The sequence below is a fragment of the Mesocryomonas lacus genome (assembly GCF_055730135.2).
The window spans coordinates 144,534-167,427 of record NZ_JBUZWE020000013.1 but is presented as its reverse complement, the minus strand read 5'-3'; the positions used below and the strand labels follow the sequence as shown (position 1 = coordinate 167,427).

The 22,894-nt window shown below is 66.6% G+C and carries 22 protein-coding genes; 11 read left to right on the top strand and 11 right to left on the bottom strand.

Annotation, left to right across the window (positions count from 1 at the left end; translation table 11 throughout):
• Positions 1 to 5 precede the first annotated feature (5 nt).
• Complete coding sequence (locus tag ACZLZY_RS19750; RefSeq protein WP_472935760.1) at positions 6 to 485, bottom strand: CYTH domain-containing protein; 480 nt, start codon at positions 483 to 485, stop codon at positions 6 to 8.
• A gap of 92 nt (positions 486 to 577) precedes the next feature.
• The gene (locus ACZLZY_RS19745; RefSeq protein ID WP_472935759.1) at positions 578 to 2,056 is read right to left on the bottom strand and encodes a protein adenylyltransferase SelO; all 1,479 of its coding nucleotides are present in this window, start codon (positions 2,054 to 2,056) and stop codon (positions 578 to 580) included.
• Between the two features lie 291 nt (positions 2,057 to 2,347).
• Here ACZLZY_RS19745 and msrA point away from each other — a divergent pair, with 291 nt between their 5' ends.
• On the top strand, positions 2,348 to 2,857 hold the full coding sequence (msrA, locus tag ACZLZY_RS19740) for a peptide-methionine (S)-S-oxide reductase MsrA (protein ID WP_472935758.1): 510 nt from the start codon (positions 2,348 to 2,350) through the stop codon (positions 2,855 to 2,857).
• A 137-nt stretch (positions 2,858 to 2,994) separates the two neighbouring features.
• Here msrA and ACZLZY_RS19735 read toward each other — a convergent pair whose 3' ends face one another.
• Positions 2,995 to 3,300, bottom strand: a complete 306-nt coding sequence (locus tag ACZLZY_RS19735) for a hypothetical protein (protein WP_472935757.1) — start codon at positions 3,298 to 3,300, stop codon at positions 2,995 to 2,997.
• Between the two features lie 147 nt (positions 3,301 to 3,447).
• Positions 3,448 to 4,440 carry a substrate-binding domain-containing protein gene (locus ACZLZY_RS19730; RefSeq protein ID WP_472935756.1) on the bottom strand — a complete coding sequence of 331 codons (993 nt, stop codon included), beginning with the start codon at positions 4,438 to 4,440 and terminating at the stop codon, positions 3,448 to 3,450.
• Between the two features lie 459 nt (positions 4,441 to 4,899).
• Here ACZLZY_RS19730 and ACZLZY_RS19725 point away from each other — a divergent pair, with 459 nt between their 5' ends.
• The 8 genes from ACZLZY_RS19725 (at position 4,900) to ACZLZY_RS19690 (ending at position 14,500) form a co-directional block, all read left to right on the top strand.
• Positions 4,900 to 5,640, top strand: a complete 741-nt coding sequence (locus ACZLZY_RS19725) for an ATP-binding cassette domain-containing protein (RefSeq protein ID WP_472935755.1) — start codon at positions 4,900 to 4,902, stop codon at positions 5,638 to 5,640.
• Positions 5,641 to 5,732: 92 nt separating this feature from the next.
• Positions 5,733 to 6,731 (top strand): ABC transporter permease, encoded by a 999-nt coding sequence (locus ACZLZY_RS19720; RefSeq protein WP_472935754.1) that lies wholly within the window; start codon positions 5,733 to 5,735, stop codon positions 6,729 to 6,731.
• Positions 6,732 to 6,802: 71 nt separating this feature from the next.
• Positions 6,803 to 7,699, top strand: a complete 897-nt coding sequence (locus ACZLZY_RS19715) for an NAD-dependent epimerase/dehydratase family protein (protein ID WP_472935753.1) — start codon at positions 6,803 to 6,805, stop codon at positions 7,697 to 7,699.
• A gap of 274 nt (positions 7,700 to 7,973) precedes the next feature.
• Positions 7,974 to 9,770 carry a type I secretion system permease/ATPase gene (locus ACZLZY_RS19710; protein ID WP_472935752.1) on the top strand — a complete coding sequence of 599 codons (1,797 nt, stop codon included), beginning with the start codon at positions 7,974 to 7,976 and terminating at the stop codon, positions 9,768 to 9,770.
• Between the two features lie 130 nt (positions 9,771 to 9,900).
• Positions 9,901 to 11,214 carry an HlyD family type I secretion periplasmic adaptor subunit gene (locus ACZLZY_RS19705; protein ID WP_472935751.1) on the top strand — a complete coding sequence of 438 codons (1,314 nt, stop codon included), beginning with the start codon at positions 9,901 to 9,903 and terminating at the stop codon, positions 11,212 to 11,214.
• Positions 11,215 to 11,352: 138 nt separating this feature from the next.
• Complete coding sequence (locus tag ACZLZY_RS19700) at positions 11,353 to 12,567, top strand: glycosyltransferase family 4 protein (protein ID WP_472935750.1); 1,215 nt, start codon at positions 11,353 to 11,355, stop codon at positions 12,565 to 12,567.
• A 50-nt stretch (positions 12,568 to 12,617) separates the two neighbouring features.
• The gene (locus ACZLZY_RS19695; protein ID WP_472935749.1) at positions 12,618 to 13,520 is read left to right on the top strand and encodes a glycosyltransferase family protein; all 903 of its coding nucleotides are present in this window, start codon (positions 12,618 to 12,620) and stop codon (positions 13,518 to 13,520) included.
• Positions 13,521 to 13,522: 2 nt separating this feature from the next.
• The gene (locus ACZLZY_RS19690; RefSeq protein WP_472935748.1) at positions 13,523 to 14,500 is read left to right on the top strand and encodes a rhamnan synthesis F family protein; all 978 of its coding nucleotides are present in this window, start codon (positions 13,523 to 13,525) and stop codon (positions 14,498 to 14,500) included.
• Between the two features lie 10 nt (positions 14,501 to 14,510).
• Here the strand turns inward: ACZLZY_RS19690 and ACZLZY_RS19685 are convergent, their stop codons facing one another.
• Together ACZLZY_RS19685 and ACZLZY_RS19680 are read right to left on the bottom strand one after the other, a co-directional pair.
• Complete coding sequence (locus tag ACZLZY_RS19685; protein ID WP_472935747.1) at positions 14,511 to 14,882, bottom strand: hypothetical protein; 372 nt, start codon at positions 14,880 to 14,882, stop codon at positions 14,511 to 14,513.
• A 260-nt stretch (positions 14,883 to 15,142) separates the two neighbouring features.
• A complete protein-coding gene (locus tag ACZLZY_RS19680) occupies positions 15,143 to 15,856 on the bottom strand; it encodes a glutathione S-transferase family protein (RefSeq protein WP_472935746.1) in 714 nt (237 codons plus the stop codon).
• Positions 15,857 to 15,966: 110 nt separating this feature from the next.
• On the opposite strand from ACZLZY_RS19680, the gene ACZLZY_RS19675 reads away from it, so the two are divergent.
• Entirely contained in the window at positions 15,967 to 16,530 is a 564-nt protein-coding gene (locus tag ACZLZY_RS19675) for a TetR/AcrR family transcriptional regulator (protein WP_472935745.1), read from the top strand.
• Positions 16,531 to 16,584: 54 nt separating this feature from the next.
• Here the strand turns inward: ACZLZY_RS19675 and ACZLZY_RS19670 are convergent, their stop codons facing one another.
• From ACZLZY_RS19670 to rfbC, 5 genes are all read right to left on the bottom strand, one after another.
• Positions 16,585 to 17,583 (bottom strand): M23 family metallopeptidase, encoded by a 999-nt coding sequence (locus ACZLZY_RS19670; protein ID WP_472935744.1) that lies wholly within the window; start codon positions 17,581 to 17,583, stop codon positions 16,585 to 16,587.
• Positions 17,584 to 17,662: 79 nt separating this feature from the next.
• Complete coding sequence (locus tag ACZLZY_RS19665; RefSeq protein ID WP_472935743.1) at positions 17,663 to 18,025, bottom strand: hypothetical protein; 363 nt, start codon at positions 18,023 to 18,025, stop codon at positions 17,663 to 17,665.
• Positions 18,026 to 18,253: 228 nt separating this feature from the next.
• Positions 18,254 to 19,132: a dTDP-4-dehydrorhamnose reductase gene (gene rfbD, locus ACZLZY_RS19660; protein WP_472935742.1), complete on the bottom strand. Its 879-nt coding sequence runs from the start codon at positions 19,130 to 19,132 to the stop codon at positions 18,254 to 18,256.
• A 1-nt stretch (position 19,133) separates the two neighbouring features.
• Complete coding sequence (rfbB, locus tag ACZLZY_RS19655; RefSeq protein ID WP_472935741.1) at positions 19,134 to 20,204, bottom strand: dTDP-glucose 4,6-dehydratase; 1,071 nt, start codon at positions 20,202 to 20,204, stop codon at positions 19,134 to 19,136.
• Complete coding sequence (gene rfbC / locus ACZLZY_RS19650) at positions 20,201 to 20,776, bottom strand: dTDP-4-dehydrorhamnose 3,5-epimerase (RefSeq protein ID WP_472935740.1); 576 nt, start codon at positions 20,774 to 20,776, stop codon at positions 20,201 to 20,203. Before rfbC ends, rfbB begins: the two co-directional genes overlap by 4 nt.
• A 239-nt stretch (positions 20,777 to 21,015) precedes the next feature.
• On the opposite strand from rfbC, the gene lepA reads away from it, so the two are divergent.
• A complete protein-coding gene (gene lepA, locus ACZLZY_RS19645; RefSeq protein ID WP_472935739.1) occupies positions 21,016 to 22,836 on the top strand; it encodes a translation elongation factor 4 in 1,821 nt (606 codons plus the stop codon).
• The last annotated feature ends 58 nt before the right edge of the window (positions 22,837 to 22,894 follow it).

Sequence of the window (22,894 nt, the reverse complement as noted above, 5' to 3'; positions counted from 1 at the left end):
CGACGCTAGAGGGTCGTGGCGGCGTCCGGGATGCCGGCCGTCGCCAGGCGGACATTGGAGAAGGCGGGATCGCCGGTCACCTCGCGGCCGAGAAATGCCGGGAGCACGACGATATCGGTTTCCGTCTCGAGCTCGATCTCGGCCACGATTAGCGGTGCAAGCTCTCCTCCGAAAACGTCGATCTCGATGAGATGATCGCCGTGCGGCAGCCGGTACCGGCGCTTGGCGATGGTGATGCCGACGCGCGCGGGCTCGAGGTCGAGCGCGTCGGCCAAGGGGATGGGATACTCGAACTCGCCGCGCGTAAAACCGCTGCCGGTCTTGATGGTGAGAAAGGCGTCGCGTTCGTCGACGATGCGGACGCGGACGGAGAAGGCGTCGCGGCGGCCGAGATAGAACTGCCGGATCGAAACGCTGTCGCTACCGGAAACGGTCTTCCAGCTGTCGTCGCGGACGAGAAACTTACGCTCAATTTCAATTCCCATGCCCGAAGCATGGGGCAGCCGGCTGTCATGATCCAGTGTCTGGCGGGAGAAAGCGCACGTATTGCTCCCGCGCGATCCATCGGCGCGAGAGCTCAGGTGCCGCAGAAAGTCTGGTACGGGCGCTCGGCCGTCGCCGGGACACTTGCATACTCCGCGTATTCCGGCCGATCGGCGTAGGGTTCAGCCAGTGCCGCGACGAGGCGCTCGAACGGCGCGAAATCCCCGGCGCCGACGGCGGCCGCGATCATCTTCTCGACCTCGGCATTGCGCGGAATGATCGCCGGGCTGACCGCGCGCATCGCGGTCCGGCGTCCTTGCGGATCGCCGGCTTCTTCGGCCAGCCGTGCGCGCCAGCGGACCGCCCATTCGTCGAAGGCTTCGGGCGCATCGAACAGCGCGCGAACGGCCCCGTCGGCCGCGGGATCGGCTGCCGCATCGGCAAGGCGCCGGAAGGTCAAGGTGTGATCCGCCTTGCCCGTCGCCATCCGGCCGAGCAGATCCTGCGCCAGCGCGTCGTCCCCTTCCCGCACCATGGTCAGCCCGAGCTTCTGACGAAGGCCGCCGAGATAGGCGGCATGGAAGAGGTCAGCGAAGCCGGCCAGCGACTCCTGCGCGATCTCGATCGCCGCTGCTTCCTCCTCGGCCAGCAGCGGCAGCAGGCACTCGGCAAGCCGCGTCAGGTTCCACTGCGCAATGCCCGGCTGGTTGGAGAAGGCGTAGCGGCCATATTGGTCGATCGAGGAAAAGACCGCCGCCGGATCATAAGCGTCCATGAAGGCGCAAGGGCCGTAATCGATGGTCTCGCCGGAGATCGACATGTTGTCGGTGTTCATCACCCCGTGAATGAAGCCGACCAACATCCAGCGTGCCACCAGATCCGCCTGGCGCCCGATCACGCCGTCGAGAAGCGCCCGATAGGGCGACTCGGCCAGCGCCGCATCGGGATAGTGCCGGGCGATGGCGTGGTCGGCGAGGTGCTTCAGCGCCGCCCCGTCGCCTTGCGCGGCGAAGAACTGGAAGGTGCCGATGCGGATGTGACTCGCCGCCACCCGCGCCAGCACGGCGCCTGGAAGATCGGTCTCGCGGACGACGCTGTCGCCGGTCGTCGTCACCGCCAGCGCACGCGTCGTCGCGATGCCGAGCGCCGCCATCGCCTCGCTGACGGCATATTCGCGCAGTACCGGCCCGAGCGCCGCCCGCCCGTCGCCGCGGCGGGAGAAGGGCGTCGGACCGGACCCCTTCAGTTGGATGTCGCGGCGACCACCATCGCGGTCGACGACCTCGCCGAGAAGGATGGCCCGCCCATCGCCGAGCTGCGGCGTGAAACTGCCGAACTGGTGGCCGGCATAGGCGAGCGCGATCGGCTCGGCACCGAGCGGAACCCGCTTCCCCGCCAGAATCTCGGCACCCTCCGCCGTTTCCAGCGCATCCGGGTCGAGACCGAGCTGGACGGCGAGGTCCCGGTTCAGCTTGATCAGCCGCGGCGTTGTCGGCGGCGTCGGCAGCACCCGGGCATAGAAGTTCTCGGGCAGGCGGGCATAGCTGTTGTCGAACGGTATCAGGGCCGTCATTCAGCCTCTCCCACAAATTGGATCGTCGCTCTCATGCTGCGGATATAGGTGGCGCCGGCGCAATGATCAGCGGGGGGCGTAGCTGCTCGGCCCAATTTTGCTGGGTGCCGCTGGCAAGTCTTGGGTTGCACCGGGCCGGCCGCAGCAACGTTTTGCCTGCGGATGCAGCGCGGCACAGCTCTCATCATCGCCACACATTGAAGGCGGAGGACGGCGGGCGAAGCGGCTGGAAACGAAGCGGAAACTTCCTATCTCAAGGGTCCAGCGAACCAATCCGATAGGAGACATCCGATGACCACCGAACGCGCCGTTCTGGCAGGGGGCTGCTTCTGGGGAATGCAGGATCTGATCCGCAAGATGCCAGGCGTCGTCTCGACCCGCGTCGGCTATTCCGGCGGCGACGTGAAGAACGCCACCTACCGCAACCACGGTACCCATGCCGAGGCGATCGAGATCAATTTCGAGCCGGAGGTGATGAGCTATCGCCAGCTCCTGGAATTCTTCTTCCAGATCCATGATCCATCGACGCCGAACCGCCAGGGCAACGACCGCGGTCCCGGTTACCGTTCGGCGATCTTCTACGCGAGCCCCGAGCAGAAGGCGGTGGCCGAGGACACCATTGCCGATGTCAACGCGTCCGGCCTGTGGCCCGGCAAGGTCGTGACCGAGCTTTCGCCGGTGGGTGATTTCTGGCTCGCTGAGCCGGAGCACCAGGATTACCTCGAGCGCATCCCGAACGGCTATACCTGCCACTTCATCCGGCCGAACTGGCGCCTGCCGCGACGGGCCGACGCGGCCTGACGATCGCCGTAAGACGACTGACCTCACGAAAACGGACGGCGCCGCTGAAAGTGGCGCCGTTTTTCGTTGTGACGTGAGGGCTCAGGAGGCCGAAAGCGGCGCCGCGAGAAGATGCCCGCGATGCCGTCGCGACCTGCTCAGGCGGCGATCGCCATGCGGTCGATGACGCTCAGCCGCTCCAGCGGCAGATGCCGGTGCTCAACTGCCAGGCCGAGGGTTTCGGCCTTCTCGATGATCGCGCGCATCGTCGCGGTCAGCGGCAGGTCGTCATAGACGGCGATCGCCTCGACCCGGCCCAGCCATCCCATCGACGAAGCGAGATAGGCCTCGTCCGTGGCGCCGCGCGCCGCGGTCGGCATGTCGCCGCGCGCCTTGGCGTCGAGGATCGCCGAATCGGTGTAGCCGCGGCGATGCCGGGGGGCGAGAAGAAGGACGTGACGCATGGTATCGAGTTCCGTGACAGTGCCGGCCTTGTGCCTTCCGAAAGCGACGGGAGAATGACATCGGGCCGGCCTGTCGAAACAGGCCGGCCCGATTGCACGAGACGCGCGACAACGGGGAAGAAGCGGAATGGCTCCCCGTCGCCGATCTTATTTCTGGATGCAGGTGTCGACGGTGTCCTTGGTGCATTCGTCGAGGCCGGTGAAGACCGGGTCTGCGACGGCCTTGCCCTCGATCAGGTCGATCATGACGCCCGGCGCCTTGTAGCCCATCTCGAACGGCCGCTGGCCGACGAGCGCGGTGACGAGACCTTCCCTCGCGATCGCCACCTCGTCGCCGATCGTGTCGGCGGCGGCGATCACGAAGTCGCCGCTGGCGATCCGCTCGGCCAACGGCTTGACGAGATCGCGGTAGGGCTGCGGCGCCCCGAACAGCGGCCAGCCGCCCTCGATGGCGAAGGCGTCGAGATCGGGATTGGCGGCGAGGATGTCGGTCATCGCCTGGACGCCGCGGGCGCCGTCGTCATTGGTGAAGACGGGGCAACCGGAGACTTCGGTCCAGCCGCCCTCGCCGGCGAGCGCGGCGATGCCCTTCTGCCCGGTCAGCGCGTCGCGCGTGCCTTGCGCCCGGCGCAGGATGTTATCGGCGCCGGGATTGCCCTGGATCGAGCAGATCTTGCCGCCGTTCGGCTTTGCCTTCTTGATGTATTCGCCGAGTTTGAAGCCGAGGAGGTAGTTGTCGGTGCCGAGATAGGTCTTGCGCAATGCGGCATCGTCGGCGGAGAGGTCGGCGTCGAGCGTCATGATCGGGATCGTCGGCGCGGCGGTCTTCAGCGTCTGGGCGATCAGCTTGGCATTGGACGGCGAGATCGCCATGGCCACGGTGTCGGCCTTGCCCAGCATGTCCTGGATGATCTGCGCCTCGCCGACTTCGTCCGAGGTCGAGGCCGGGCCGGTGTAGAAGCATTCATATTCGGAACTGGCGTTCTCGCTGTTCCACTTCTGGCAGCCCTGGTTGATCGCCTCGAAGAAGGGGTTGTCGAGGCCCTTCACGACGATCACCAGCTGCTTCTTGGCCAAAGCCGGCCCGGCGCCCGCCAGCGCCATGGTGGCCGCGGCCAGCAGCAGAGTGAGTTTGCGCATGGTGTTTCCTCCCGAGATGCCCCGCCGGTCCTTCTGGACCTGGCTGTGCGATAGTGGCCGCCGCCCTTGTGCCGGGCGATCCGCCATGAAACCGGCTTTCCCGAAGGACCCGGCATGAGCGCAGGCACGGCGACGCGGCGGCCGAACATCGACTGCCCCATCACTGGCCCGAACGTTATCAATGGAATATACGATCACTATTGCTGCAACCGCTCAAAAACAGCGCAGTGCAACAATAGAGCCGCCCCATCCCTTGCCTATCATGTAATCGAGAGCGCGAAGCAGCGTCAATCTGCACGGCGAAAACTTGGTTATATTTGCTTGGCTGACGGTTGACGGCCGGACGCAGACTGTGCGGTATGGCATCCGCACGATGCCCCCGCCTGCGGGGATGCGGCCAAAGCCTTCGGCGGAGATCGAAGCCGGCGCCGCGCATCCTGCACGGGAGGAAAGCGGCACGTGTCGGTACTACAGCTCATCAACGTGTCGAAGCATTTCGGCGCCATCCATGCGGTGAACGACGTATCGTTCACGCTGCAGCCCGGCGAGGTGGTTGGCCTGATGGGCGACAATGGCGCCGGCAAGTCGACGCTGGTCAAGATGATCGCCGGCAACTTCCGGCCGACGCATGGCAGCCTGAAGATGAACGATACCGAGCTCGTGATGAACAAGCCGGTCGAGGCGCGCCAGCACGGCATCGAGATCGTCCACCAGGACCTCGCGCTTTGCAACAATTTGACGGCGGCGGCGAACGTCTTCCTCGGCCGCGAGCTGAAGCGCGGCATCGGCACGTTCAAGGTCCTTGACTATGCCGCGATGTACAAGCGCTCGGCGCAGATCTTCGCCGAACTGAAGTCCGAGACCCGGCCGCGCGACCTCGTGCGCAAGATGTCCGGCGGCCAGCGCCAAGCGGTGGCGATCGGCCGCACGCGGCTGTCGGACGCCAAGATCGTGCTGATGGACGAGCCGACCGCGGCGATTTCCGTCCGCCAGATCGCCGAGGTGCTGAACCTCATCCGCCGCCTGCGCGACCAGGGCATCACCGTCGTCCTCATCAGCCACCGCATGCCCGACGTCTTCGATGTCGCCGACCGCGTCATCGTCATGCGCCGCGGCCGCAAGGTCGCCGACAAGACGATCGCCGCCAGCTCGCCAGAGGAGGTCACCGGCCTCATCACCGGCGCGATCGAGACGGCCTGAACCATGGCCCCGAAACCCTTCCCGCCCCCGCGATCTTTTCGTCCCGCGGCGTCCTGCGGACCCCTTTCTTCCGGCAATACGACAGGTCGACCATGGCATTGACGCTGGACCAACCCCTCGAGCAGAAGCCGAAAAGCTGGCTCTCCCGGCAGTTCGCGAGCCAGACCTTCTGGGTCTTCGTCGCGGTGATCCTCGCGTGCCTCTTCCTGTCGGTCGCAACCGACTCCTTTGCGACGTCGAAGAACCTCTACAACATCACCCGCAACGTCACCTTCGTCGCGATCATCGCCCTCGGCATGACGCTGGTGATCATCTCCGGCGGCATCGACCTGTCGGTCGGCTCGGTGCTCTGCCTCACCAGCATGGTGCTCGCGGTCACCATGCATGCCGGCTACTCTATCGAGGTCGGCATCGCCGCGGCCATCGGCACGGCGCTGGTGGTCGGCGCGTTCAACGGCATCCTCATCGCCTATCTCGACTATCCGCCTTTCGTGGTGACGCTCGGCATGCTGTCGATCGCGCGGAGCCTGGCCATGGTCGCGTCGAACAACACCGTGGTGTTCGAGTTCGGCCCGGACCACCAGCAGCTGCTGGCGCTCGGCGGCGGCGCCTGGCTGTTCGGCATCGCCAACCCCGTCGTCTACATGGTGGTGCTCGGCCTGATCATGGGCTTCGTCCTGCGCTGGACGAGCTTTGGCCGGCATGTCTTCGCGATCGGCGGCAACGAGCACGCGGCGACCCTCACCGGCATTCCGGTGAAGCCGATCAAGGTCGCGGTCTACATGATCTCGGCCGTCATGGCGGGGATCGCCGGCATCATCCAGACCGGCTGGCTCGGCGCGGTGACGACGAACATCGGCTCGGGCATGGAGCTGCAGGTGATCGCCGCTGCGGTCATCGGCGGGGCAAACCTTGCCGGCGGCATCGGCACGGCGCTCGGCGCCATCATTGGCGCGGCGCTGATCGAGGTGATCCGCAACAGCCTCGGGCTGCTCGGCATCAACGCCTTCTGGCAAGGCGTCTTCATCGGCGGCGCGATCCTCCTCGCGGTGCTGTTCGACCGCATCCGCAATTTCCGCCAGAGCCAGTAGCACCCGGCCGGCACCCCCTTATATGCGGACGCCTCGCGGGGGCGTCCGCCTTCGCATTTCTGGAGATCATCATGAGCAAGCGCATCGTCTTCACCGGCGGCACCGGCAAGGCCGGACGCCATGTCGTGCCCTACCTCACCCAGCGCGGCCACACCGTCCTCAACGTCGACCTCCTGCCGCTGGCCTGCCCCGGCGTGAACACGCTGATCGCCGACATCTCCGACAGCGGGCAGATGTTCAACGCCCTCTCCAGCCATTTCGACCTCGGCGACTACGAGACCGGCAAGGGCCCGGCTGAGATCGACGCCGTGGTGCATTTCGCCGCCGTCCCGCGCGTTCAGATCCGGCCGGACAACGAGACCTTCGCGATCAACACGATCGGCACCTACAACGTCATCGAAGCCGCGGTGAAGCTCGGCATCAAGAAGATCATCATTGCCTCCAGCGAGACCACCTACGGCGTCTGCTTCGCCGACGGTGACAAGGATTTCCACTCGCTGCCACTGGATGAAGACTACGACAGCGACCCGATGGACAGCTACGGTCTGTCGAAGGTCCTGAACGAGAAGACGGCGCGTGCCTTCGCCATGCGATCTGGCGCCGACATCTATGCGCTGAGGATCGGCAACGTCATCGAGCCGCACGAATACGACATGTTTCCGAAGTTCCTCGCCGACCCGATGTCGCGCAAGCGCAATGCCTGGAGCTATATCGACGCGCGCGACCTCGGCCAGATCGTCGATCTCTGCATCAAGAAGGACGGGCTCGGCTTCCAGGTGTTCAACGCCGTCAACGACACCATCACCGCCCGCGAGCCGACCGCCGACTTCCTTGCCAAGCACGTGCCGAACATCAAGCTGAGCCGTCCACTTGACGGCTTCGAGGCACCGCTCTCCAACCGGAAAATCCGCGAGGTCCTCGGTTTCCGCGAGGAGCACGACTGGCGGAAATACGTCGACGCCAGCTGAGATGACGGCAGTCCGGCCCTCGTCGCCTTGGCTGTCACAGCCTTGCGGCGGGGGATGCCGGGGCTGGCCGGCGCCGGTTGACGCAATTCATCCACGCGCTCGCCGCCGGCTGCCGCCCTGTGTGGCCCAGATACCTTCCTCTACGGAAATTACGCGCTCAGCGGCCCATTCCGGAAATGAAGAGGCTCGACAAACTCCTTTACCGCCGTGTAAATCGCCGTAGAGTTGCGGCTTGCGATCGGCCGCGCGTCGGGCGGACAGTATAAGGCAGGCTATGAGCTCACATGCACCGCAGTCGGCCAAACCCCCGCTCGCACCGGAACTGAAGTCTGCCCTCAAGGCATCGGCCCGACCGCTGACCTTTGCCGCCATCTTCTCCTTCGGCTCGAACATTCTGTTCTTGGCAATGCCGCTTTACATGATGCAGGTCTATTCCCGCGTCGTGGTCTCCGGCTCGGTGCCGACCCTCCTCTACCTAACCATCGCCGCGACGGGCGCCTTCATCGTGATGAGCGCGCTGGAAGAGCTGCGGGGCCGCATCCTGATCAAGATCGGCACGATGATCGACCGCCGGCTCGCGCCGCGGCTGCTCGATGCGGTGGTTGCCGCGGGCCTGCGCGCTGGCCGCCCGGTGCGCAGCCACGTGCTGCGCGACCTCGACACCTTCCGCCAGGGCCTTGCCGGCAGCGTCACCAACGCCGTGCTCGATGCGCCCTGGGCGCCGATCTTCCTCGCCGTCATCTGGATCGTCGACTGGCGCCTCGGCCTGCTCTCGACCGTCGGCGCCTTGCTGCTGCTCGGCCTTGCCGCGCTCAACGAATACGTCACCCGCCCGGCCATGCGCGAGGCCAACGTCGCCGGCCAGCGCTCCTACAGCGCGACCGACTCCGGCCTGCGCAACGCCGAAGTCATCCACGCCATGGGCATGCTGCCGGGCCTCGCCAAGCGCTGGAACGGCGATCGGCTGGCCATGCTGCAGGCGCAGGAAACCGCGTCCGAGCGCGGCGGCACGGTCTCGGCCGCGATCCGCTTCCTCCGGATGTTCCTGCAGATCGCCATCCTCGGCGGCGGCGCGCTGCTGGTGATCGACGGCCTCACCGGTCCGGGCGTGATGTTCGGCTCGATGATGCTGATGGGCAAGGCGCTGGCGCCGGTCGAGCGCGCCGTCGGCTCCTGGCAGGCGATCATCCAGACACGCCAGGCCTTCAGCCGCCTCAACGGCCTGCTGAACGAGTTCCCGGCCCGCGAGACCGGCATGGAACTGCCGCGCCCGGTCGGCCGGCTCTCGGTCGAGCAGGTTGTCTACGCCTTCCCAGGCACGCAGAAAGCTTTGCTGAAGAGCCTCAACTTCGCGCTCGAGCCGGGCGACTGCCTCGGCCTGATCGGGCCGTCCGGCGCCGGCAAGTCGTCGCTTGCCCGTCTCCTGATCGGCGTCTCGCAGCCGACCGCCGGCGCGGTGCGTCTCGACGGCGCCGAGATGCACTCCTGGGGCCGCAACCATATCGGCCGCCATGTCGGCTATCTCCCGCAGGACGTCGAGCTGTTCTCCGGCACGGTGCGCGACAACATCAGCCGCTTCGTCGCCAACCCGGACGACGGCAAGGTGCTGGAAGCCGCCGGCATGGCCGGCATCCACGACATGATCCTGCGCCTGCCCGACGGCTACGACACCGAGCTCGGCGACGGCGGCGCGATGCTCTCGGTCGGCCAGCGCCAGCGCGTCGCGCTGGCCCGCGCGCTCTACGACAAGCCCTCCTTCGTGGTGCTGGACGAGCCGAACGCCAGCCTCGATTCCGATGGCGAGAACGCCCTCCTCGCGGCCATTCTCGAGCTGCGCAAGATGGGCTCGACCGTCGTGGTGATCTCGCACCGGATGTCGGCGCTGAAGTTTGCGAACAAGATCCTGCTGCTGCGCGACGGCGTAATCGAGAATTTCGGTCCGCGCGACGCGGTCCTTGCCAAGCTGATGCCGACGCCGGTCCCGCAGGCCGCGCCGGTGGCCGGCGAGGCAGCCGCGCCGCGCGTCACCGATGCCACCACCCCGATCGGGGCCGGGGCGTCATCATCCTGAAGGCCGACCCGACGAGGGTTTTTCGTCGCCATCCGAGTTGAAAGAAGCGTCGATGTCAGTTGTAGCTTTCAGAAAGCCCTCCGAAGAGCCGGAAGCTTCCACCGCGCTCGCAACTTCCAGGCCTCTGGCATTGGCCGTCAACGAGCCACCGGAGGATTTCGATACCGGCATGCGCCGGCCGATCATCATCGGCTCGGTCATCGTCGCGGTCTTCGTTGTCGGCCTTGGCATCTGGGCGACTTTCGCCCCGCTCGGCGCCGCGATCATGGCGGCCGGCGTCGTCAAGGTCGAGGACAACCGCAAGGTCATCAAGCAGCGCGACGGCGGCATCATCTCGCAGGTTCTGGTCCGCAACGGCCAGACGGTGGCGAAGGGTGACGTGCTCGTGAAGATGGACGACGTGCAGGCGCGCTCGGCCTTCGAGGTCTACGACAACCAGTACATGAACCTCCTGGCCCGGCGCTCGCGCTTCATGGCGGAAGGCGCCGGCGTCGAGGAGGTCTCCTTCCCGCCAGCCCTGACCCAGCGCCAGAGCGAAACGGCGATCGCCGGCCTGATCAGCGACCAGACCAGCCTTTTCGAAAAGCGCCGCCAGGCGATCCGCAACCAGGCGAGCATCCTGGAGCAGCGGCTGGCCCAGCTGAACACCCGCATTTCCGGCTACCAGGCGCAGATCGACGCGATCTCCAGCCAGAGCTCGCTCATCGCGCAGGAACTCGTCGGCACCAAGTCGCTGGCCGAGCGCGGCTTCGGCACCAAGACCAAGGTCCTGGAGCTGCAGCGCGTCGCCGCCGGGCTCGACGGCCAGATCGGCAGCCTGAAGGCGCAGATCGCCGAGGCCGAGCAAGCCAAGGGCGAGACCCAGATGCAGATCAACCGTCTATTCGAGGATCATTTGACCGAAGGCAGCCAGGGCCTCAGCGACATTCAGGGCGACCTCGCCAACATCTTGCCGCGGTTGCAGTCGGCCAAGGCGACGCTGGATCTCGTCGAGGTCAAGGCACCCGCCGCCGGCACCGTGTTCGGCCTCACACAGTTCACCAATGGCGGCATCGTCTCGCCCGGCGAGCGGCTGATGGAGATCGTGCCGAGCAACAGCCCGATGATCATCGAGGCGAACCTGCCGACCACCGACATCGCCCAGGTGAAGGCGGGAATGCGGGCGGAGATCAAGCTGACCGCCTACAACCAGAGCATCACCCCGTCCGCCTGGGGCGAGGTGACCAAGGTTTCGGCCGACCGCGTGACCCTCGAAAACGGCACGTCCTTCTACACCGCAGAGGTGCGCGTCGACCCCGAGTCGCTGTCGCATGCCGCGCAGGACCTGCAGCTCTACCCGGGCATGCCGGCCGAGGTCATCATCCCGACCACGGCGCGTACCGCCCTGCAATATCTGATCGAACCGGTCACCCATTCGATGAGCCAGGCTTTCCGCGAGCGCTAGGCCACCTCACCCCAGCTGCCAGGCATCCTCTGCGCGGGTACGGGTCTATCCCGCCCGGCAGAGGATGCAGGACGCCGGTCCGTGCGCGACGCCGTGCCCGGCGTGACAGGAAGGGGACGTCCGCGCCCCACAGGATCCATGATCAAGAACAAGCGACTGATCTTCATTCACCAGAACTTTCCCGGGCAGTTCCTGCACCTTTGCCGGGAGCTGGCGCCGCACAACAAGATCACCTTCATCACCAAGAACACGCCGAACCGGCTGCCGAACATCGAGCTGATCGCCTACCAGCCGCACCGGGCGACGACGCCGAACATCCACCCCTATCTCACGACGATCGAGGACGGCATCCTGCACGGCCAGGCAGTCGCGCGGATCCTGCTGCAGCTGAAGAACAACGGGGTCAAGCCGGACCTCATCATCGGCCATTGCGGCTGGGGCGAGACGCAGTTCGTCAAGGACATCTTCCCCGACGTGCCGCTGCTCAGCTATTTCGAGTTCTTCTACAGCGCCACCGGCGCCGATGTCGGCTTCGACAAGGAATTCCCCTCGAGCGACGAGCTGAAATTCCACCTGCGCAGCCGCAACCAGCTGCTGCTCAGCTGTCTCGAGGCGACCGACCGCGGCATCTCGCCCACCTGGTGGCAGCAGAGCCGGTTTCCCGAGGCCTATTCCGCCAAGGTCTCGGTCATCCACGACGGGGTCGACACCGCGGCGCTCAAAGCCGCCGAGAAGCCCTCGGTCACCCTCAACGGCATCACCTTCGACGGCACGGTGCCGCTCGTCACTTTCGTTGCGCGCAATCTCGAGCCCTATCGCGGCTTCCACGTCTTCATGCGGGCCGCCGAGCGGATCCTGAAGAAGCACCCGACGGCGCAGATCGTCATCGTCGGCGGCGACGGGGTGAGCTATGGCGCCAAGCTGCCTGCCGGCGAGAGCTACAAGGCGCGGGCGCTGAAGGAGGTGACGATCGACGAGAAGCGGGTGCACTTCGTCGGCCGAATCGACTACGAGGTGTTCAAGCAGATGCTGCAGGTCTCGGACGCGCACGTCTACCTGACCTATCCCTTCGTCCTGTCCTGGTCGATGCTGGAGGCGATGGCGACGAAGTGTCTGGTGATCGGCTCGCAGACGCAGCCGGTCGAGGAAGTTATCCGGCACGGGCAGAACGGACTGCTCGTCGACTTCTTCGATCCGGAGGGCATTGCCGATACCGTGGTGGACGCGATCTCGAAGCCCGAGAACTACCGCGCGATGCGCAAGGCCGGTCGGCAGACGGTCATCGACCGCTACGACCTGCACGGCGTCTGCTTGCCCCGTCAGAAAGCCTTGATCGAGGGCATGATGAGGTAAGACGGGGAAGGAAGGCGACGCTTCGCGTCGCCGATGAACGGATTTGCTGGATGCCGCTTCGCGACCAAGACATCGCCATCGCCATCACGGTCTACCGCCCCGACAAAACTCTGCTGCAGGCCCTCATCGCGGTGGCCACCGGTTTCGGCGGACCCGTCCTCGTCCATGTCGATGGGCCGACCGGCGAGGCCATCGAGCCGTCCCTCCTCGATGCATTGCGGGCCGACAGCCGCCTCTCCTTGCTGCAGACGGAGGCGAATGCCGGCATCGGCGCCGGGCTCAACCGTCTGGTGGAAGCGGCAGAGCAGCGGGGCTGCCAGGCCATCCTCTTCTTCGACCAAGACAGCACGCCGACGCCCGACATGGCCCGGCGCCTGTGCAAGGCCTTCGACGATCTCGACGCCCGGGGATACCGCCCGGCGGCGATCGGGCCGGCGCTTGCCGCCGATCCGCAGGCGCCGACCAAGGTGCCGCACTACCGCGACCGCACCGTTCCCGGCGCCCCCGCCGCCTATCGCGCGACAGATTTCCTCATCACCTCCGGCAGCGTGATAACGCTCGCCGCGCTTCGCGCCATCGGCGGGTTCGAGGCCCGCTACCGGATGGACGCGATCGACGTCGAATGGTGCTTCCGCGCCTGGTCGAAGGGCTTTTCGGTCTGGTGCGTGCCAGGCGTCACCATGCGGCACCGGGTCGGCGAGGGCATCGTCGAGGTCGGCGGCATGCGGTTTCCCCGCCAGTCCGCCGCGCGCATGCAGAGCTATGCGCGCAACCAGTTTCACTTGCTGCGCCTTGCCCACATCCCCGCCCGCTGGAAGCTGCGCACCCTTGTCTACGTGCCGCTGCAGTTGGCCGCTTTCGTCGCACGGACGCCGCACGGAAAGGCCCCGCTCGCCGGACGGCTGCTGCGCGCGCTGGCGGATGGGCTTACGGCCCGCTTCGATCGGACATGAGCATGCCAGAGCACCCGAATTTGCCAGCGGCACCCGCGTCCGTCGGCTTATTCCCCGGCAAGGGGGGGACAGGTGCCGGGGTGCCGATCGCCGTCTTCGTTCACGTCCATTTCACTGACGTCTGGGACTGGATGGCGCCGTGGATCGCCCGCAACCTGCAGCGGCCCTTCCACTTGGTGCTGACGACGTCCGGCGATGCCGCAAGCTTCATCCTTCCAGAGACGCCCTTCCTCCTGTCGCACCGGGTCCTACGCACTGAGAACCGGGGGCGCGACGTCCGCCCGTTCCTTGAGGCGCTCGGCGCCGACCTCGACTATGCCATCGGCCTAAAGCTGCACACCAAGCGGTCCACCCACCGGCTCGACGGCGCCGACTGGGGGAGGATGCTGGTCGAGGGGCTGTTGCCGGACCCTGCGGCGGTCGATCGGCTGCTCCGGGCGATGGAAGCCGATCCGCGGCTTGCGCTTGTCGGGCCAGACGGAATGCTGGTCTCGATGGCGCCCTGGATGCAGAAGAATGCCAAGCCGATGCGGCGGATCTCGCAGCGGCTGGGGCTCGCCTATGGCGAGGCGCTCCGGCGCACGCCGGTTTTTGCCGCGGGATCGATGTTCTGGTTCCGCAAAAGCGCCTTCGCGGCCTTGCCGGGCGCTGCCCTCGACGATCTGTTCGAACCGGAGCGGGGCCAAGTCGACGGGACCGCGGCGCACGCGCTGGAGCGGCTGTTCTCACTGCTGGCCGAGGCGGATGGCGGGGTGGTCACCACGGTGGAGGGCGTTGCGCTCTCGGCACCCGCCATGGAGCTCGTGGAACTACGGAAACTCTCACGCCGGCTGGCGGACCAGCCCAACGACTTTCTGGTGCCGCTCGGCCGCAAGATCCGCGTCCTCTTGAGGGTGCCAGGCCTGCGCGCCGCCTACCAGGCCATGCCGACCTGGCTGCGGCGTGGCGCGCGCACGCTCCGGCGCTTCGACAAGCCCTGACGGCGCGCGGTCAGTCGACCGTCACGCTGTAGGCGCGGGCGGTGCCGTCGGCCGTCGTCAGCGTGAAGGCATCGGTGCCCTTGAAGCCCGGCGAGGACGTGTAGAACACGACGACCGCGGGCACCGTGATGCCGGGGCAAGCCGGAAAACTGTTGGTCTTGACGTCCGCCTGCTGCAGCTTGATCTGGCCGTGCGCCGCAAGCTTTGACGGGGTCAGCGTCGGCGCGGGGTTCGGCTTGCAGTCGGCCCCGACCGACCCGACCCAGCCGGCGCGCACTTCCTGCCCGGCCTTGGCCGCAACGCTCACCGGCGCCGCCGTCTGCGCCGCGGCGGGAAACGCGAGCAAGCCGAGGAGAATGGCGGAAAGAGCGAATGACTTCATCTTGAGAAACCTTGCTTGCTGCGGGGAGAAGCGGCGTTTGCCTCGGGCGAACCCGGCCTTGCCGGCACCGATGACCGTCTCGCCGCCCATCTGGGAACGTGCCGCATCCTGACAATAGGGAAGTTCAATGGCAAGCCTTGGTATTCCGAGGGGATGCGCGCCGCCGTGCATCGACACGCCCTCCCCCAGCAGGTCCGGCCGCAAATCCCGCTGCGGCCGACCCTTGTTTTCCCGGTTGCCGCAGCGCGGCGGCGAGGCTGTCAGTCCCGGTTGTCCAGCTCCAGCACGCCGCTGTTGCGGTCGGCGTAGGCGGCAAAGAAGGTCGGGCGGCGCATCCAGCGCCGCCAGAACGCGTCGATGTGCTCGAAGCGCTCGTCGAGCGGCATGGCGTTGACCGGGTATTTCGAGAAGGCGATCGCGGTCGCCAAGGTGATGTCGGAGAAGGTCGGCTCGTTTCCGCCGAGCAGCCATTCGCGTCCGTCGGAGAGATGCTGGTTGACGAGGCCGGTGTGCGCCAGCGCCTCCTTGCGGCAATGCTCGCCCCAGGCAGGATTGCTGGTCAGCTCGAGCTTCGGGCCGAGACCCTGGTGCAGCACGTGGAAGGCGGTGGTGATGCGGTAGAGGATGTGGACCCAGATGCGGTTGTCCCACATGCTGTCGAGACCTTTCTCCTCCGCCGTCTCGCCCATCACCCGGCGGCCTGGAAACGCCTCGTCGAGATAGCGGACGACCGCCGCGGTCTCGGAGATGAAGCTCCCGTCGGCCAGCTCCAGCGTCGGCGTCTCGCCCCACGGGTTCATCTTCAGGTGGCGCCACTGCCGCTGCTCGCCGGCGGGCGCCATGTCGTAGACGTGCTCCTGGAAATGATCGGCGATGCCCTTCTCGTGCAGGAAAATGCGCAGGCGCTGGGGATTGGGGAAAGCCGACGGTGAGGTGAAGAGGCGAAGGGGGGATTCAGGGGTCGCAAGGGTCATGGTCAATCCATCTACCAATTGATTGGTAGGGAAGAAATAGAGGCTTTGCTTTCACCCTGTCAATCTCTATCTACCAATTGGTAGGTGGAATGCGTGAAGAGGAAAGATTCGTGAGCATGACTTCCCGGGAGGCGGTGCTGTCGGCCGCAAGGCGGGCCGCGATGGCGCGGGGCTATAACGGCCTGAACTACCGGGATATCGCGGCCGAAGTCGGCATCAAGGCGCCCAGCATCTACCACCACTTCGCCACCAAGGCCGATCTCGGCGCGGCGGTGGCGCGGCGGTACTGGGAGGATACCGCAGCAGACCTCGATGCGATCTCCACGCGGTTTCCCGACCCGCTGGAGGCCTTGCACCACTACCCCGACATCTTCCGCGCCTCGCTGTCGAACGACAACCGCATGTGCCTGTCGAGCTTCATGGCGGCCGAATACGACGACCTTCCCGACGCGGTGAGGACGGAAGTGCAGGCCTTTGCGGACGTCAACGTCGCCTGGCTCGAGAAGCTGCTGACAGCGGCTTTGATCGTCAGTGCCGAGCAGAGCGGCGCGCGCGCCCGCGCCATCTACGCCGCCGTGGCGGGCGCCCAGCTCTTCGCCCGCGGCCGGTCGGATATCGCACTGTTCGACGAGATGATCGCGCATTACCGGACGGCGGGTCCCCTGCCCGCCTAAGACCGTGGTCCGCGACAGCACGGCCAAGATTCACGGTGCCAGCGCGCCGGAGCGCTACGGCGCGACGTCGACATCCGCCGTTCGCGCCTCGACCACGGCGTCGCCCCGCAGCACTTGCGTCTCGATCCGGTAGCGGCCCGGCAAGGGGCTGCGCTTGCGGCCGGCGAACTGCGAATAGCTCGCCTTGTTGCCGCCGAGCGGCTCGCCCACGGCATCCGTGAAGACGGCGCCCGACGGGTCGGTGATCAGCAGCCGGATCCGGTCGCCGCCCTTCAGATTGGCGAACCAACCCCAGCCGACCGTCGCGGCTGATGCCGATGTCGGGGCGGACGGCGGGCCGTCGGTGACCAGGCTGTCATGGGCGAAGAGGCTGCCGGCCATGCCGACACCGAGGATGTGGTGAGTGGCGGTGCTAAGCCACGCCGCTGCCGCCGGGCTCCAGAGCGGATGGCGGTCCGCCAGGGCTGCCGTGCAGCCGGCCCCGACCTCGCGGCCGGTCGAGGGGTCCACCTTGATGCCGGCGTGCCGCACCGTGACGTGGACGTGCGGGAACTGCGCCCAGCCGGACGCGCCGACGAAGCCGAGCGTCTCGCCCGCGGCCACCGGACCGGCGGTCTTGGCGAGCGAGCCTTGCTTCAGGTGGCAGTACTGCGTCTCCCAGCCGTTGCCGTGGTCGATCACCAGGCCGTTGCCGCATTCCTTGCCGCCGAAAGTGCCCGCCGCCTCGGCCCCGCCCGACAGCCTGTCGGGCTCGCCGTCGCGGCCGCGCAGAATCCTGCCCGCGGCCATGGCGACAACGGGCACGTCGCGGGCGATGTCCTTCAGCGAGGCGATGCGGATGTCGGTCCCGTCATGGCCGTCATAGGTTGCCCCGCCGCAGAATGGGTCGCTCGCCCCGGCGCCCGCCTGCATGTCGGGAAACTGCTGGACAAGGCACTCCGCCTGCGGATCGCAGGCGATCGGTACGCCGAAGGCCGGCGCCGGCTCTTCGGCTGAGGCGACCGGCAGCAGGAGCATCAGGGCAAGGGCCGAGAGGCCGAGAGACAGGCGCATATGGCGTGGCTTTCCGGATCGAGAGGCGTCGCTGGCATCGGGGCGCATGGGGCATCGGCCGCAGGCCCCGCCGGGCCGGTTACTCGAGCGGATTGGCGCGCATACTGTCGTCAAAATCGAGCGGCATGCAGGCCTCCTCAGTCTCGAGGTCGCGCATGTGGCTGGTGACGGCGCCGTCGCGGCGGATCACCCAGACCGGCGATGCCTCTTCGCACTCGCGGCAGCGGAAATGCAGGCTGGAGACGATCGGCGGCTTGGCGTCCACCGGCGGAAGCACGCTGAACATCTCGTGCGGGCCGGCATGGCTGCGCTCGTCGTGGCCGCAATGCGGGCAGAGGAGATAGCTCGGTCCCGTCACCACCGGCGGCGCATCGGGAAAGGCGTGACGCGAGACGTCGATGATCGGCGCGTTCTCGTCGAAGATCAGAAAGCGCGATCGCATCCCTGTCGGTCTTCCCCTGTCGGCGCCCGCCCAGCGGCGCAGCCCGTCGCCGATCGCAAAGAGCAGCGGCGACGTTCCCTAGGGTCAATCCTACAGCATTGGCAGCCAATCCTATAGCCCGGCGGGCCTACCTTGCGCGTTTCGCCGCGGTTGGCTGCGAGAGGCGGGGAGCAGCTGCGACCCCGCCCTTTCCGCTCGCTCATCGCGCCGAGAATTGATGTCGGCTGATCAGGCGTCGAGCGCCGCCAAACACCGGCCCACGCCGTCCTGCCAGGCCGGCAGGCGGTGGCCGAACACGCCGTTGAAACGGGCGGTGTCGAGCCGGGAATTGGCCGGGCGGTGGGCCGGCGTCGGATAATCGGCCGTGCCGATCGGCTCGACGCTGGCCGAAGGTCCGCCACGGGCCGCCGACTGGTTAAAAATCTCGGCGGCGAAATCCGCCCAGTTCGTCGTCCCCGTCGCGACGAGGTGGAAGACGCCGCGCCAGTCCTCGGCCGCGGGCGATGCCAGCATGCGGCGGGCGACGACGACGATCGCCTCGGCAATGTCCGGCGCATAGGTCGGCGTCCCTTGCTGGTCGCCGACGACGCGCAGCGCGTCGCGCGTCGCGGCAAGCTTCAGCATGGTCTTCAGAAAGTTGTTGCCATAGGGACTGTAGACCCAGGCGGTGCGCAGGACCGCAGCCTGCGGGTTGGCGGCGAGCACTGCGGCCTCGCCTTCCAGCTTGGAGCGGCCGTAGACGCTGACCGGCCCGGTCGCGTCGGTCTCGACATAGGGCTCGGCCTTGTCGCCGGGAAACACGTAGTCGGTCGAGATGTGGATGATCGGCAGACCCGCCGCGGCCGCGGCCGCCGCGGCATGGCCGGCGCCGTCGCGGTTGGCGGCGAAGGCGGCGTCTACCTCAGTCTCGGCGCGGTCGACCGCCGTGTAGGCGCCAGCGGAGACGACGACGTCCGGCCGATGCGCGGAGATCGCGCGGTCGAGGCTCGCCCGGTCGGTGATGTCGAGCTCGGGCCGGCCGAGCGCGACGATCTCGAGATCAGGCGCGGCCAGCGCCAGCAGCGAGGTCGCGACCTGCCCGCTGCGCCCGGTGACGAGAAGTTTCATTTCAGGCCTTCCCGCCGACTGCCCCGAGGCGCTCGCCGGCATACTTGCCCGCGCGGATCGGTCCCCACCAGCTTTCGTTGGCGAGATACCAGGCGATGGTCTTCTCCAGACCGGTCTCGAAGGTCTCCTGCGCCTTCCAGCCAAGCTCGCCCTCGATGCGCGTGGCGTCGATGGCATAGCGCAGGTCGTGGCCCGGGCGGTCGCTGACGAAATCGATCAGGCTGCGGCGGCTCTCGCCGTTCGCGAGCGGCGGCGCCAGGCGGTCGAGCGTGTCGCAGATGGCGTGGACGACATCGAGGTTGGAGCGCTCGTTGCGCCCGCCGATATTGTAGGAGCGACCGGCGACGCCGGTTGTCGCGACCATCGCCAGCGCGCGGGCGTGGTCATCGACGAACAGCCAGTCGCGGACGTTCTCGCCCTTGCCGTAGACCGGCAGGCGCTTGCCCTCGAGACCGTTGAGGATCATCAGCGGGATCAGCTTCTCCGGGAAGTGATACGGGCCGTAATTGTTCGAGCAGTTCGAGAGCACCACCGGCAGGTGATAGGTGTGGTGCCAGGCCATGGCGAGGTGGTCGGACGCGGCCTTGGAGGCCGAATAGGGCGAGGACGGCGCGTAAGGCGTCTCCTCGGTGAACAGGCCGCCGTCGAGCGGCAGGTCGCCAAAAACCTCGTCGGTCGAGATGTGGTGGAAGCGGAAACCCTCCTTCTTCTCACCCTCGAGACCGGACCAGTAGGCCCGCACGGCTTCCAGGAGCTCGTAGGTGCCGACGATGTTGGTGTTGATGAAGTCGCCGGGACCGTCGATCGAACGGTCGACATGGCTCTCGGCGGCCAGATGCATGACCGCGTCGGGCATCTCGCGCTTCAACAGGTCGGTGACGAAGGCGCGGTCGAGGATGTCGCCCTTGGCGAAGACGTAGCGAGGGTCGTTCTCGATCGAGGCCAGCGAGGCAAGGCTCGCGGCATAGGTCAGCTTGTCGAGATTGACCACCGAATGCGGGGTCTCGTTGATGAGGTGGCGGCAGACCGCCGAACCGATGAAGCCGGCGCCGCCGGTGACGATGATCTTCACTTGCGGCTTTCCTCGTAGATGAAGGGGGCGTTGGCCTCGGCCAGCGTCGGCGCGGCCTCGTCCTTGGCGGAGAGAACCGGCGTCTTGCCGCCGAGCGGCCAATCGATGGCGAGCGCCGGGTCGTCGTAGCGGATCGACCGATCATGGCTACCGGAATAGGGCGCGGACACCTTGTAGAAGACCTCGGTGTCAGGCTCGAGCGTCAGGAAGCCGTGCGCGAAGCCGACCGGCACCAGGAGCTGGTTGAACGCCTCGGCCGACAGCTCCACCGCGACCCACTTGCCGTAGGAGGGCGAGCCGCGCCGGATGTCGACGGCGACGTCGAGGATGCGGCCGCGCAGCACGCGCACCAGCTTGTCCTGGGCGAAGGGCGGCTCCTGGTAGTGCAGGCCGCGCAAGGTGAAGACGTCCTTGGAGTAGGACTGGTTGTCCTGCATCCAGTCGATCTCGATTCCGGCGCCCGAAAGACGCTGACGGTTGAACGTCTCGGCGAAGAAGCCGCGATCGTCGCCGAAACGCCGCGGCGTCAGTTCCACGACATCCGCGATCTCGAGCTTTCGTACGTCCAGCATGCAGCAGTCCTATTAAAGGGTCGGAGGCTGCTTTTTGCGCGATCGAATTGAGGCGGGCAATAGACAAGTGCAATTTAGGCCGAACCGTATCACGGACGGCTCAAGCTTTTCGGCGCAACGGGCGGACGGGCTGGTCTGACGCATCCATGGGGCGGCGGGAACCCCAAGCTTCCCGCCGTCGGCCACGCGCATCGCGCCGCGGTGAAAAACCGGTATCCGATATCGCTCAAATTGCTTATATGCGGGCCATGAGCACCCCTACGCCCCTTGATCACATCCGCAATTTCTCCATCGTGGCGCATATCGACCACGGCAAATCGACGCTGGCCGACCGTCTGATCCAGACGACCGGCGGGCTGGAGGCGCGCGAGATGACCGAGCAGGTGCTCGACTCGATGGACATCGAGCGCGAGCGCGGCATCACCATCAAGGCGCAGACGGTGCGGCTGCACTACGTCGCCAAAAATGGCGAGACCTACATCCTCAACCTCATCGACACGCCCGGCCATGTCGATTTCGCCTACGAGGTGTCGCGCTCGCTCGCCGCCTGCGAGGGCTCGCTGCTGGTCGTCGACGCGGCGCAGGGCGTCGAGGCGCAGACCCTTGCCAACGTCTATCTCGCGCTCGACAACGGCCACGAGATCGTGCCGGTGCTGAACAAGATCGACCTCCCCGCCGCCGAGCCGGACCGGGTGAAGGAGCAGATCGAGGAGGTGATCGGCCTCGACGCCTCGGACGCCGTGATGATCTCGGCCAAATCCGGCATCGGCATCGGCGATGTCCTCGAAGCCATCGTCCACCGCCTGCCGCCGCCGAAGCACGGCGACCGTTCGGCGCCGCTGAAGGCGATGCTGGTCGACTCGTGGTACGACGCCTATCTCGGCGTCGTCGTCCTCGTGCGGATCATCGACGGCGAGCTGAAGAAGGGCCAGATCATCCGCATGATGGGAACGGACGCCAAGTATCCGGTTGATCGGGTCGGCGTCTTCACCCCGAAGATGGTCAATCTCGACGTGCTCGGCCCCGGCGAGCTCGGCTTCATCACCGCCTCGATCAAGGAAGTCGCCGATACCCGCGTCGGCGACACCATCACCGAGGACAAGCGCCCGACGACGACCATGCTGCCGGGCTTCAAGCCGGCGCAGCCGGTGGTGTTCTGCGGCCTCTTCCCGGTCGATGCCGCGCAGTTCGACGATCTCCGCGCCGCGATGGGCAAGCTCCGCCTCAACGATGCGAGCTTCTCCTTCGAGATGGAATCCAGTGCTGCCTTGGGCTTCGGCTTCCGCTGCGGCTTCCTCGGCTTGCTGCATCTCGAGATCGTGCAGGAGCGCCTCTCCCGCGAGTTCGACCTCGACCTGATCGCGACCGCTCCCTCGGTGGTCTACGACATCAAGCTGACCGACGGCTCGACCATCCAGTTGCACAACCCCGCCGACATGCCGGACGTGATGAAGATCGTCGAGATCCAGGAGCCCTGGATCAAGGCGACGATCCTCACCCCGGACGACTATCTCGGCAACATCCTGACGCTTTGCCAGGAGCGGCGCGGCGTGCAGACCGACCTTTCCTATGTCGGCAAACGCGCGATGGTGACCTACGAGCTGCCGCTGAACGAGGTGGTGTTCGACTTCTACGACCGGCTGAAATCGATCTCCAAGGGCTATGCCTCCTTCGACTATTCGCTGATCGAGTACCGCGAGGGCGACCTCGTGAAGCTGTCGGTCCTGGTCAATGCCGAGCCGGTCGACGCCCTCTCGATGCTCGTCCACCGCGCCCAGGCCGAGCGCCGCGGCCGGGCGATGTGCGAGAAGCTGAAGGACCTCATCCCCAACCACCTCTTCAAGATCCCGATCCAGGCCGCGATCGGCGGCAAGGTGATCGCCCGCGAGACCATTTCGGCGCTGCGCAAGGACGTGACCGCGAAGTGCTACGGCGGCGACGCCACGCGCAAGCGCAAGCTCCTCGACAAGCAGAAAGAGGGCAAGAAGCGCATGCGCCAGTTCGGCAAGGTAGATATTCCGCAGGAAGCGTTCATCGCCGCGCTGAAGATGGACAGCTGACGGGACAGAGTTCGAGGAGCGGCGTTACTGGATGACAGTTAGCGACGATAATGCGCAT